At 38.4% G+C, this 13,442-nt stretch carries 12 protein-coding genes; all 12 read right to left on the bottom strand.

What is annotated here, in order from left to right; all coding sequences use genetic code 11:
* Positions 1-2 precede the first annotated feature (2 nt).
* Positions 3-326, bottom strand: coding sequence for a cell division protein FtsL (gene ftsL, locus ACNTMY_RS02190; RefSeq protein ID WP_423216482.1), 324 nt, complete (start codon positions 324-326; stop codon positions 3-5).
* Entirely contained in the window at positions 326-1,276 is a 951-nt protein-coding gene (gene rsmH / locus ACNTMY_RS02185; protein WP_024344632.1) for a 16S rRNA (cytosine(1402)-N(4))-methyltransferase RsmH, read from the bottom strand. The genes ftsL and rsmH overlap by 1 nt, the downstream gene beginning before the upstream one ends.
* A 110-nt stretch (positions 1,277-1,386) precedes the next feature.
* Entirely contained in the window at positions 1,387-2,637 is a 1,251-nt protein-coding gene (locus ACNTMY_RS02180) for a glutamate-5-semialdehyde dehydrogenase (protein WP_423216481.1), read from the bottom strand.
* A 15-nt stretch (positions 2,638-2,652) separates the two neighbouring features.
* Positions 2,653-3,456 (bottom strand): glutamate 5-kinase, encoded by an 804-nt coding sequence (proB, locus tag ACNTMY_RS02175; RefSeq protein ID WP_003067391.1) that lies wholly within the window; start codon positions 3,454-3,456, stop codon positions 2,653-2,655.
* Positions 3,457-3,575: 119 nt separating this feature from the next.
* Positions 3,576-5,198 (bottom strand): ABC transporter permease, encoded by a 1,623-nt coding sequence (locus ACNTMY_RS02170; RefSeq protein ID WP_423216480.1) that lies wholly within the window; start codon positions 5,196-5,198, stop codon positions 3,576-3,578.
* Between the two features lie 4 nt (positions 5,199-5,202).
* Positions 5,203-5,934, bottom strand: coding sequence for an ABC transporter ATP-binding protein (locus tag ACNTMY_RS02165; protein WP_074534109.1), 732 nt, complete (start codon positions 5,932-5,934; stop codon positions 5,203-5,205).
* Between the two features lie 21 nt (positions 5,935-5,955).
* Entirely contained in the window at positions 5,956-6,249 is a 294-nt protein-coding gene (locus ACNTMY_RS02160) for a bacteriocin immunity protein (RefSeq protein ID WP_134775925.1), read from the bottom strand.
* 147 nt (positions 6,250-6,396) lie between these two features.
* Positions 6,397-8,382 carry a transketolase gene (tkt, locus tag ACNTMY_RS02155; RefSeq protein ID WP_423216479.1) on the bottom strand — a complete coding sequence of 662 codons (1,986 nt, stop codon included), beginning with the start codon at positions 8,380-8,382 and terminating at the stop codon, positions 6,397-6,399.
* A 158-nt stretch (positions 8,383-8,540) separates the two neighbouring features.
* Positions 8,541-8,798: a DUF896 family protein gene (locus ACNTMY_RS02150; RefSeq protein ID WP_024344626.1), complete on the bottom strand. Its 258-nt coding sequence runs from the start codon at positions 8,796-8,798 to the stop codon at positions 8,541-8,543.
* A 122-nt stretch (positions 8,799-8,920) separates the two neighbouring features.
* Positions 8,921-10,960, bottom strand: coding sequence for a glycine--tRNA ligase subunit beta (glyS, locus tag ACNTMY_RS02145; RefSeq protein WP_423216478.1), 2,040 nt, complete (start codon positions 10,958-10,960; stop codon positions 8,921-8,923).
* A complete protein-coding gene (gene glyQ / locus ACNTMY_RS02140) occupies positions 10,960-11,877 on the bottom strand; it encodes a glycine--tRNA ligase subunit alpha (protein WP_006531137.1) in 918 nt (305 codons plus the stop codon). Before glyQ ends, glyS begins: the two co-directional genes overlap by 1 nt.
* A gap of 348 nt (positions 11,878-12,225) precedes the next feature.
* The gene (nagA, locus tag ACNTMY_RS02135) at positions 12,226-13,374 is read right to left on the bottom strand and encodes an N-acetylglucosamine-6-phosphate deacetylase (RefSeq protein WP_423216477.1); all 1,149 of its coding nucleotides are present in this window, start codon (positions 13,372-13,374) and stop codon (positions 12,226-12,228) included.
* Positions 13,375-13,442: the final 68 nt, after the last annotated feature.

Here is a 13,442-nt window from a genome sequence, read left to right as displayed (position 1 = left end):
GACTACTCCACCTGTTTAATATTATCTTGCTGGCTTGTTAAGCCTGCATTCTGTGCTATTTGCTCAACTCGGTCACGACTCGAAAGTTCATTGACCTCTTGCTTAGCATTATCAAAATCAGTCTGCACTTCAGTAATTTGACTGTTTAAGTCAGTAATTTGCTGCTGTACTTGAAGATTTCGACTTTGCAGATAAATAATACTAACAGCCATGGTAATAGCCGTTATGATAATTGAGCCATAAAAAGCTTTTTCAACTCGCGAAAATTTTCGAATACGACGTTTCAAAGCATTCGCAATGGCTTCATTACGGTGTTTTTCAGTCATTACTTACGAACCTTTCTAGCCACACGTAACTTGGCAGAATGTGAACGATTATTGGCTTCTAATTCTTCTTGACTTGGCAAAATTGGTTTACGGTTGACTAGAGCAAGTTTTGGTTGCATATCATCTGGAATAAATGGCAATCCTTTTGGAACCTCAACTGTTGATGCTTCTTTGAACAATTGTTTTGTCAAACGATCCTCAAGAGAATGGAAAGTAATCACAGAAATGCGACCATCTACTGCTAACAAATCAATAGCTTGTTGGATAGACTCATCAGCTGCCCCAAGCTCGTCATTAACTTCGATTCGAATAGCTTGGAAAATCTGCTTAGCAGGATGTCCTTTCTTCTTAAGTTCTTTAGCAGGCTTAGCTGATTTGATAATTTCTGCTAATTCAGTTGTTGTTTCAATCGGTTTAACTTGTCTAGCTTGCTCAATTTTTCGAGCAATTTGCTTAGAGAATTTGTCCTCACCGTATTTGTAAAAAATGCGCACTAAATCATGGTAGTCGTATGTATTTACCACATCGTAAGCTGTCAAATCTTGCTCACGATTCATACGCATATCAAGCGGCGCGTCTTTCTTATATGAAAATCCACGTTCGCGCTCATCTAACTGCGGACTAGACACCCCAAGGTCGTATAAAATACCGTCAATCTCAGTCACTCCATGCATAGCTAAATTTGAAGCAAGATTACGGAAATTGTCCTTGATAAAAGTGACTTGTCCTTTTTCAATATAATCTTTTAATCTAATTTGTGCATTATCAATAGCCGTTTGGTCTTGGTCAAAAGCGTAAAGGTGACCATTCGGCCCAAGCTTAGAAAGGAGATATTCACTGTGTCCAGCTCCTCCAAGCGTTGCATCTACATAGATTCCATCTGGCTTAATATCAAGCATATCAACGGTCTCATGTAGAAGTACTGTTATATGATGAAAGTCTTTTGTCATACCTTTCATTATAACATAAATAGAAAGATTCTACCTTAAAAGATGGGAATAAAAAGAAAAACCAAGCCCTACTTAGCATAGCACTTGATTTTTACTGTATTTAGAAGATATTACTCTCTGATTTGTCCTTTACCATTAATGTAAAATTTCGTACTTGTCAATGCTTCTAATCCCATTGGTCCACGCGCATGCATTTTCTGAGTAGAAATACCGATTTCTGCACCTAAACCGAAAACGAAACCATCGGTAAAGCGTGTTGAAGCATTAACATATACCGCTGCTGCATCCACCTCATCTTGGAAACGTTCAGCATGTTCGAGATTTTTTGTAATAATAGCTTCTGAGTGATGTGTTGTGTATTTGTTGACCCAACTAATGGCCTCATCAAGAGAATCAATAACTTTAACAGACATGACATAGTCTAAAAATTCCGTAGCATAATCTTCAGCTGTTGCTGATACAGCATTTTTGAAAATAGCTAGCGCTTTGTCATCAGCTCGAAATTCAACTGGATGAACTGCATTAATAGCTTCATCTAATTTTGGCAAAAAGGCTTCAGCTACTGACTGATGAACTAGCAAACTCTCTGCTGCGTTACAAACACTTGGACGTTGTGTTTTGGCATTAATGACAATCTTAGTTGCCATATCTAGGTCAGCCGAATCATCAACATAAATGTGGACGTTCCCAACACCAGTCTCGATAACAGGAACTTTTGATTTTTCTTTGACAGTTTGAATAAGACGAGCCCCTCCGCGTGGGATAAGAACATCAACATAATCAACAGCCTGCATCAATTCTTCAGCAACCGCATGACTTGTATCCTCAACAAGCTGAACAACATTTTCATCAAGACCTGCTTTTGCAAGAGCTTTGCGAATAACTGTCACAAGCGCTGTATTTGAATGAATCGCATCGCGCCCACCACGTAAAATAATGGCGTTACTTGTTTTAAAAGCTAAGCTGAAAGCATCGACCGAAACATTTGGACGACTTTCAAAAATCATAGCAATCACACCAAGAGGCACACGTTTTTGCACAATTTTAAGACCATCAAGATTAGTGTATCCACGAACGACTTGACCAATCGGATCTTGTAAATCAGCTACTTGACGAACTCCCTCAACAATACCTTCGATGCGTTTAGCATCTAGTTTCAAACGGTCAACCATGACGGGGGAAATGCCATTTTCTCTTGCTTTCTCTACGTCACGCGCATTTTCTTGCAAGATAAAATCAGTCTCTGCTAATAACGCTTCCGCAACTTGACCTAGCACTACATTTTTTTCTGCCGTTCCAAGTTTTACCAAACTTTGACTAGCAATTTTAGCATTTTTTCCTAGTTCATCAATATAGCTCATCTCAAGCCTCCTTTATTATTTAGATTGTGAAAACCACGTTCCGATATTTGCACCTTCTAAAGCACGTAAAATGTCACGTGGGTTAGCGCCGTTCATCAAAATCATTTGACTATTGTTGTCAAAAACCATCTGGGCACTCTTAATCTTGCTCAGCATGCCACCTGTACCAAATCGACTTCCTGCACCACCAGCTGACTTGATGATTTCATCAGTGATTTCGCTGACATGTTCACGAAGTTTAGCATCATCATAGACATTTGGATTCTTATCATAAAGGCCATCAATATCTGACAACATGATTAACAAATCTGCTTTAGTCACTTTAGCAACAATAGCTGATAAACGGTCGTTATCTCCGAATTTTGTCGTGTGATCCATTTCATCAACACTGATAGCATCATTTTCATTAACGATTGGCACAATTCCCATTGAAAGAAGAGTCTCAAAAGCGTTAGTGAAATTTGTCAAGCTTTCAGGATATTCGATAACATCGCGTGTAATCAAAAGCTGACTAACTTCTGTCTGATAGTGTGAGAAGATTTGTGAATAAAGACTCATCATAGCAACCTGCCCAACACTTGAAACTGCTTGTTGACGTGCAATTTCTGTCGGACGTTTATCCATATTTAAGACATTAAGACCAAATCCCATGGCACCAGATGATACCAAAACCACTTCTAACCCCTTGTTCATCAAACTAGAGATGACAAAAGCTAGTTGATCGATTTTTTCAAGATTAATTTTGCCATTTGGCATGACAAGCGAACTTGTCCCGATTTTTATAACTATACGTTTTACTGATTCAAAATTACGTTTCATACGCTTATTATACACTAAAAAAACAGTCCGAGGAACTGTTTTTTATCAGCTTTTAGTCAAGAAAAATGTGTTTTTCAACCCTGCTTAATCCTTGTCTTAATTTCAGGAGATTTTAGAAATTAATGAGAAAGTTTCTTCCAAAACTTCAGGCTAATCAGTACTTGCATTGCTGCTGTGAGCAAAACAAGAACAAGCGTTAAAGTCATATTAATCAATTGCACTTGTTGAAGAGCATTACCAATAATGACCAAGCTTAGAGCAAGCCCACCGCCGATGATATAAGAGCCCATCATCATTCCAAACGTTAGCCATTGGCCAGAATTACGACTAAAGAGTTGTGTCACATCTTGCCAAAGCAAATTAAGATTTTTATAATCACGCCAGTAAATCAACTGCCCTTGAATACTAATCATCATAAGAAAACCAAGTAAAAAGCCAAGTATCAAAAGTGGTTTAAGTTTCAAAAGAAAGATGCCAACAATCAGATAAACCATCGTAGGAACAAAGGCTTGTAGAGCTGCCAAAACAAAAAATTTCTGAGTTAAAAACTTCTTGAAAGGATAAGGAAGTGATTTTATAAAATCATAATTTTCTTTTTCAAGTGAAATCCCCACACCAAGAAATGTTGATGGGGTAGCGCAGTTACTTCCCAAAATAACCCCAACAAGCATAGTAATTCCGAAATAATCGCTTGATACATTCGAAAGATTGATACCATTTACCAACACTGGTGTTAAGAAAATCACCACATAAATCAGCGACATGAGATAAGTCTGACTGATCAAGGTTGCATTTTGCAATGTTGACACGTGGTGACGAATCATCATGCTATTCAAAGAAGATGATTTTCTCGAACGAGTCTTAACTTTCTTTTTAGCTTTTTGTTTATTAGGTCTTGCGTACAGCGTATTTTGATAATAATTTGGCATCGCCCATTTTACAATTCCAATAATCAAACCAATAAGAAGAGCTAATGGCAAGTAAAAATTTAGAATAGTTGCCAAACTAAACGGTGCGTTGACAATGTCATAAAATCCTCTGAAGTATGGAATAATCGGACGATCAACAAGCGTCACTTGCTCATCACCAATATTTTTACTGTTGATGACATTCATATACAAAATAGCAGCTACTGCACCAATTGTTGAAAAAGACATCAAGACAGTAGAAATAAGCTTACGATGCTGACTTCGAACAATAATCCCACCAAGACAACTATTGGCATAAAGTGCAAGGACAGTTGACGTTGCAAATAAAACCAGAAATGCAACTACTGTCATTGGAATTGCAACTATGAGTCCGCCCAATTGACAATAAGCTATGAAAAATAAAGATAAAAGTGGCGTTAAAAAAGTCAATCCCATCCCAAAACTTGAAATCACTTTTGCCAAATAAAGTTCACTAGATTTTATCGGTAAATGTGCATAAAGCTTCACATCATCACTTTCATAAAAAATGCTATATATAGCTGAAAAAGCATTCAGTGTAGCCATGATAAAGAAGACAGCAGTATAAAATGTGAAATATCCAGGATAGTATTTGAAATTCAGACTAGCAAACATAAAAATGTAAATCACAGCAAACAAAAGAACTAGAAAAATTTGCTGGTGAATAACACTCTTATATGCCGAAATTTTCTTCTGAGGATTTTTCTCCTGTTTTCGTTTAACTGCAGTAACATTTTGTGGATTTGAATAAAGAATATTAATCTTAACAAGTTCCCAAATAATTGACCAGTTCATACGCTCACACCTCTTCTGCCTTACGTCCTGCAAGTTCAAGGTAAATCGTTTCTAAATCTTTATCAGGATGATTTGCTTTCAACTCTTCTAGTGAGCCAACAAAAATCAATTTTCCTTCTTTCAAGATGCCAATGCGGTCACATAATTGTTCAGCAACTGCCAAAACGTGTGTTGAGAAAAGCACTGTATTGCCACCACGCGCATGCTCTTTCATCATCTCTTTTAAATCAAAAGCTGCTTGTGGATCAAGTCCTGTCAACGGTTCATCCAAAATCCAAATATCTGGATTTGAGATCAAAGCTCCGATGACAATCACTTTTTGACGCATACCATGTGAAAAACTTTCAATCAATTCATCAACATGCTCAGAAATATCAAATAAGTGTGACAGACGGTCAATACGTTCTTCAACTTTTGCTTCATCCACACCATAAATTTTTGCTAAGAAATGCCAGTACTCACTCGCCGTCAAATTCAAAAATAAATCTGGTGAGTCAGGAACATAGCCAATACGTTTTTTAATCTCATCACGATGTTCTGACAAAGCCAAATCATCTACAAAAACCTCACCGTAAGTAGCCTCAATAATTGAGGTTAAAATACTAATAGTCGTTGTTTTCCCAGCACCATTGTGACCAATAAGACCGAAAATCTCACCGTTTTCGATAGTCACATTAAGGTCACTAAGTGCTTCCTTATCTCCATATAATTTTGAAACATGTTCAAAACGAATCATCTTATTTCCCCCTAAATATCCTCAAAGTGGCTTTATCCACTTTGAAACTTCCTTTTTTTCATAATAGTCCGCTGCCCATTTGTGAGTCAAATCTTTTAAATTTAAAACACCTCGAGGCAATTGGAAATCATTGTGAGCATAAAAAAGATTTAGTTCATGCTCTAAATGCATGGCAGACAATCCAGCATCATTACTTTTAATGATTTCATTAGAAGCAGACAATAAAATTCTCGACAATTCAACATTCTGTCGTACACTCATGTCTTCATAAGCAACTTTTATTGCCTCATACAATTTGCTACATCGCTCTTCCACTAAATCTCACCTTCTCCCAAATTATTTGTACTATTAAATTAACACAAGCACTTTTTTACAATATCTTACCGTTTCTCACAATTTTTGTCAACTGATAACTAAAAAGCCCTTGCTTAGCAAGGACTTTTTAAGATTATTTATAATTGATTACAAAGATTCAAAAAGTTCAACAGCATTGTCAACTGTGAATCCATATTCTTCAAAGATTTTAGCGCCTGGTGCAGAAGCTCCCCAAGTATCGATTGTAAGAGTTTTACCTTGGAGACCAACGTATTTGCCCCAACCAAAGCTTGAACCAGCTTCAATTGCCAAACGTTTTGTAACGTTAGCAGGAAGGATGCTTTCTTTATAAGCTGCATCTTGTTCATCAAAGATGTTTTGTGCTGGCATTGAAACCACGCGAACGTGAACACCTTTAGCTTCCAAAGCAGCTTGAGTATCAAGAGCCAATTTCACTTCAGAACCTGTAGCGATAAGGATACCGTCAAGGTCACCTTTAGCTTCTGAAAGGATGTAAGCACCTTTATTTACACCATCTTCTGCCAATTCTTTTGTTCCTTCAAGAACAGGAAGATTTTGACGAGTCAAGACAAGCATTGTTGGACGGTTTGTTTCAGCAAGAGCACGTTTCCATGCAGCGTTTGTTTCGTTACCATCAGCTGGACGAATAACGTTAAGATTTGGCATAGAACGAACGCTAGCTAATTGTTCAACTGGTTCGTGAGTTGGACCATCTTCACCAACAGCGATTGAGTCGTGAGTCATGACATAAACAGTTGGTAATTGTTGAAGAGCAGCCATACGAACAGCTGGAAGTAGGTAGTTAGAGAATACGAAGAATGTACCACCATAAACACGAGTACCACCATGAAGTGCAATACCATTCATAGCAGCTGCCATAGCAAATTCACGTACACCAAACCAGATGTTACGACCAAGGTAGTTATCTGGTTGGAAATCAGATTCTACTTTGACCATTGTATTATTTGATGCAGAAAGGTCAGCTGAACCACCCCAGAATGATGGAACTTGTGCTGAGATTTGTTGGATAGCTTGTTGGCTTGATGAACGGCTAGCAAGGCTAGTTCCGATTTCAAAGTCTTCAAGTTTTACGTCAACTGGTTTGTTAGCAAATGCAGCTTTATATTCAGCAGCTAGTTCTGGGTAAGCAGCTTCGTATTCACGGAATTTAGTTTCCCATGCGTTTTGAGCAGCTTCACCGCGGAATTTAATACCAACTTCGAAGCGTTTTGCAACTTCTTCTGGAACTGTGAATTCTGGATATCCCCAACCATAAGATTTTTTAGCGTAAGCAATTCCGTCAACACCAAGAGGTGCACCGTGAACAGCTGATGTACCTTGTTTTTCGGCACCAAAACCAATGATTGTTTTAACTTCAATGATAGATGGTTTTTCTGTTTCAGCTTTTGCTTCTTCGATAGCTTTAGCAATTGCTTCAAGGTCGTTACCATCTTTAACTAGAATATGTTGCCAACCGTAAGCTTCAAATTTACCTTTGATATCTTCTGTGAAAGCTTTTGATGTTGGACCATCAAGTGAGATGTCATTTGAATCATAAAGAAGAACCAATTTACCAAGTTTTAAGTGACCAGCAAGACTAGCTGCTTCTTGGCTGACACCTTCCATCAAGCATCCATCACCATGCAAAGCGTATGTGTAGTGGTCAACAATATCGAAACCAGGTTTGTTGAATTTTGCAGCTAAGTGAGCTTCTGCCATTGCCATACCAACAGCATTAGCAATACCTTGACCAAGAGGTCCAGTTGTTGCTTCAACACCATCTGTGTGGTTTACTTCTGGGTGACCTGGTGTTTTTGAACCCCATTGACGGAAGTTTTTCAAATCATCAATAGCCACATCATAACCTGATAGGTGAAGAAGACTATATAAAAGTGCAGAACCGTGACCTGCAGATAGTACGAAACGATCTCGGTTAGACCAAGAGCGGCTTGTTTTTGGATTAACGTTCATTACATGATTCCAAAGAACATAAGCCATAGGTGCAGCTCCCATTGGAAGACCTGGGTGACCAGAATTGGCTGCCTGAATGGCATCAATTGAGAGCGTGCGGACAGTGTTAACTGCCAATTGATCAATAGCATCAAATGTCATGAGTGAAACCTTTCTGTTTTTAAGGACTTAAAGTATTATTGTTCGGATTCTATTATAACATAAAATACTTGACTTTTTAAATTAAATTGTTATTTGGTTTTTTGTAAACATTTTCCTAAACAATAAAGCCCAGCATTTATAGCTGAGCTTTATGTTTTTTATGAATTTGGATCGTCAAGGCTGCGACCATGCAAACCACGTTCGCGTTGCAATTGACGGAGTTTTTCAGGAGTTACATCATTTCCTTTTTCATCGACAATTTTAATACCTGCGATGTGGTGAAGAAGTGAATGACGATACCCTTCGATATACTCTTTACGCAATTTTGCTTGTTCAACTTTTTCAGCACCAGTCAAGCCAACTGTTTTTTTCTTACGTGCAAGTTCGTTAATACGTTGAATCTTTTTTTCATTCATGAGTAAGACTCACCAAACGTTCAAATAATATTTGAAACGTTATTCCTTTCTATAATTTACCAAAACTTCTCATAAAGTCTGATATAAGTCAGAAATCTACTCAAAGAGTAGATTTCTTAAGCTTATTTGGTATTCAATTTGTTAAATGCGGCAACGCTGCTTGCTTTTGCTGTCAATTCAGCAAGGATAGCTAAGCGATTGTTTTTAACAGCTTCATTATCTACCATAACCATTGTATTGTCAAAGAATTTGTCAATAACTGAACTTAGGGCAAATAATTGTGCCAATTTATCGCTAGCAGAACCAGCCAAGTTTAAATCTGCTGCAGCTTGTGCTAAAGCTTTTTCTTCGTCATTTTCAAACAAGCTTGCATCAACTGCTACACCTGCTTGTGCTTTTTCAGCAAGGTTGAAGACACGTGAAAGACTTTCAACAGCTGCTTTGTAACCATCTGCTTTGCTTGCTTCAACTAAAGCATCAGCAGCTTCAAGCATTTCAGCAACAACAAAGTTTGAACCAGCAAGGACTGCTTCTTTAATGTCTTTAGAAACAGATTTGCTCATCATTTTTTCAACACGAGCACGGATGAAGTCCATAACTTCTGCTTTGTGTTCATAAGTCAAGCTGTCAAATGACAAAGCGTACAAGTTATCAATCAATTCGTCCATTGGAATTTTCAATCCAAACGCATCCATGATACGAACCACACCAGCTGTCGCACGACGAAGAGCGTATGGGTCGTTTGAACCTGATGGAATCAAACCAACTGAGAAGAATGACAAGATTGTATCCAATTTATCAGCAAGTGCCAAAAGTGCACCAACTTTAGTTTCTGGAAGGTCACCATCAGCTGAATTTGGAAGATAGTGTTCACGAATAGCTGTAGCTACCGCTGCATCTTCACCAGCAAGAAGAGCATATTTTTCACCCATAATACCTTGCAATTCGTCAAATTCACCAACCATACCAGTCAATAGGTCAAATTTGTAGATTTCAGCAGCGCGTGCAAGTGCTTTGCTTTCTTCATCAGAAGCACCAGCTTTTTCAGCAAGGTAAGCAGCAATCACTTTGCTACGGCTCATGTGTTCTGAAAGTGAACCAATTTTTTCGTGGAATGTAACGTTGTCAAGTTTAGCAACAAGGTCAGCAATTTTAAGTTTTTGGTCTTCACGCCAGAAGAATTCTCCATCTTCCAAACGAGCAACAAGAACTTTTTCATTACCTTTGATTACGTTTTCGATGTGTTTTTCGTTACCGTTACGAACTGAGATGAAGTTTGGCATCAAGTTGCCATCAAGGTCACGAACAACGAAGTAACGTTGGTGGTTTTTCATTGAAGTAACAAGTACTTCTTCTGGAACTTCAAGATATTTAGTATCGAAGCTACCCATGAAAGCAGTTGGGTATTCAACCAAGTTAAGAACTTCGTTAAGCAATTCGTCATCGATTTCAACACGAACGTTTTCAGCTTTTTCGATAGCTTTGATTTGGTTAACAATCATGTCTTGACGTTCTTTAGCATCTGCGATAACAAAGACTTTACGCAAATCTTCTTCGTACGAATCAGCGCTAGCAATTTCTGTTTCATGACCAAGGAAACGGTGACCACGGCTCACACGACCTGAGTGAATGTCTAAGAAATCAAGGTCAAGAGCTTCATCGTCAAGAAGGACAGTCAATGTGTGAACTGGACGGATATATTCAAATGTGTTGTTTGCCCAGTGCATGTTTACTGGGAAAGTCATTGATGACAAGATTTCTGGAATGTCTACAAGAACTTCTTTAGCAGCTTTCCCTGCTTCATGTTTTGTAACGTAAACATATTCTTCACCTTTGACTTCACGGAATTCGATATCATCAGTTGTAAGACCTTTACCACGAACAAAACCTTGAGCAGCTTTTGTAAAGTTACCATCAGCGTCCAAAGCGATTTTTTTAGAAGGACCTTTGAAATCTTCTGTCAAATCAGTTTGAGCATCAGCAAGACCAAGAACACGTACAGCCAAACGACGTGGAGTTGAGAAAGTTTGAATGCCTTCAAATGCCAAGCGTTTTTCTTTCAAAAATGCTGCCATGCGGTCACCAAGTTGTTTTTCACTTGGAGTAACAACGTAAGCTGGTAATTCTTCTAAACCAAGTTCTACAAGTAAATTTTTAGCCATTATTCAGCATCCTCCTTCAAAAGTTTTTCACGTGTTGCTTCGTCAAGTAGTGGGTAACCTAGACGTTTACGTTCAGCAACAAATGTTTTCGCAACGACACGAGCCAAGTTACGGATACGAGCAATGTAACCTGCACGTTCTGTTACAGAAACTGCACCACGCGCATCAAGTAAGTTGAATGTGTGTGAACATTTCAAAACGTAGTCGTATGCTGGGTGAACCAAGTTTTCTTCCAAGCAACGTTTTGCTTCTGTTTCAAATTTTTCAAAGTTTTCAAGAAGCATATCTTGGTTAGAAATTTCAAATGAGTATTTTGAATGTTCAAATTCTGGTTGAAGGAAGATTTCCCCGTATTTAACACCTGGAGCCCATTCAATGTCATAAACAGAATCAACTTCTTGGATGTAAGATGCCAAACGTTCAAGGCCGTAAGTAACTTCTGATGTTACAGGACCAGTTTGCAAACCACCAACTTGTTGGAAGTAAGTGAATTGAGTGATTTCCATACCGTCAAGCCAAACTTCCCAACCAAGACCAGCTGAACCAGTTGATGGGTTTTCCCAGTTATCTTCAACGAAACGAATATCGTGTTCCAAAGTGTTGATTCCCAAACGTTCCAATGATTCAAGGTAAAGTTCTTGAATATTTGATGGAGATGGTTTCATAACAACTTGGAATTGGTGGTGTTGGTAAAGACGGTTAGGGTTTTCACCGTAACGACCATCGGCTGGACGACGTGATGGTTCTACGTAAGCTGCATTCCATGGTTCTGGACCAATAGCACGAAGGAATGTGTAAGGGCTCATTGTACCAGCACCTTTTTCATTATCGTAAGCTTGCATTAACATACAACCTTGGTCATTCCAAAATTGTTGCAAAGTCAAAATAATCTCTTGGAAAGTCAATTTTTTAGACATACATCTACTCCTTATTTTTTTAACTTAGTTTGGCGAAGTATCATCTGGAATCAGACGTTTCCATAATAAAAGAACCGCCAACACACCCATATGATACCTCATAAGGGGCGTTAAAACGCGGTTCCACCCTATTTTATTACTTCATTTATCTGATTTTAACTTAGACTAGCTAAGCGAAAGCGCCAGCGACTCATTTCAGTTTCATCCGACTTCCACCACCTCGGACTCGCTAAGAAACACCATGAGGCCCTCTCTCTTCACCAGTTATTTTAGCACAAATGTATTTGAGTGTCTAGTAAATATCAAAAAAGCTGAATCTACTACTGTAAATCCAACTTTTTGTATCTTCTAAGCTTTCCAAGCTTCTTGTCCGCCAAGATAAGTTGCTCGCAAATCAAGATCCTTATCTAAGACAATGAAGTCTGCTAAACGACCTTTTTTAATTTGTCCACATTTATCATCAATCCCAACAGAAATTGCTGCTGTGAGACTTGCCATATTAATAGCTTGCGCTTTTGAAGCAATTCCCCAATTAACCACATTTTTAACGGCATCTTTCAACTGAAGAATTGATCCAGCGAGTGCTCCATTTGATTTCAAACGAGCAGTTCCTTTTTCAACAGTTACAGGAAATTCTCCAAGCATATAGTCACCATCTTTAAGACCACCAGCACTCATACAGTCTGTAATCAGAACCACATGTTCATGATCTTTTTGATGCATCAAAATGTCACAAGCTGACGGATGAACATGGTGCCCATCACAAATCAACTCAGCATAAGTATTTGGTAATTCGTAAACCGCTCCAACCATACCAGGTTCACGGTGATTAAGTCCACGCATACCATTATAGGCATGCACCCAGACAGAAGCCCCTGCTTCCACTGCTTTTGCTGCTTGATTATATGTCGCATCAGAGTGCCCAAGTGCCACAATCACATTTTTGTCATTAGCATAAGAAATAAAGTCTTCCACTTCATCTCGTTCAGGAGCTAGAGCGATTTTTTTCAAAAGTCCTTTTGAGCTGTCCAACCATTGATCAAGTTCAGTAATTGAAGGATTTTTCATATAAGAAGGATTTTGAGCACCTTTATATTTTTCAGTAAAATAAGGTCCCTCAAAGAAAAGTCCTTGAATGCGTGCTCCTTTTTCTTGACCTGCAACATCTGCTGCTGTGCGACAAATATCGTCAAGCGTATCAAATGAAGCCGTCAAGGCTGTCGGTAAGAAACTTGTCACACCAGCACCTAAAAGAGCTTCACTCATTGTTTCAAAAGCTTCGTGAGTGTTATCCATAACATCAAGCCCAGCAAAGCCATGAATGTGTGTATCAACTAAACCAGGCGCCACACTAAAACCTGAATAATCTATAATTTCTGCGCCATGTGGTGCTTCTTCTTGCCAATCACCGAAGTGACCATTTTCAATAGCAAGATAACCAGCACCTTTTACATGGTAAGGATAGTAAAATTCATCTGCTTTTATGTATTTTGTCATTTGAATTGCCTCCATGACTACATTATAAAATAAAAGCGCTTTTTTGTAAATGGTATATACCAAATTTA

The sequence above is a fragment of the Streptococcus equinus genome, assembly GCF_049393735.1.
In the GTDB taxonomy this organism is placed as follows: Bacteria; Bacillota; Bacilli; order Lactobacillales; family Streptococcaceae; genus Streptococcus; species Streptococcus equinus_G.
Note: the sequence above shows the minus strand (reverse complement) of the source record. Positions and strands in the feature narration are given on the sequence as shown.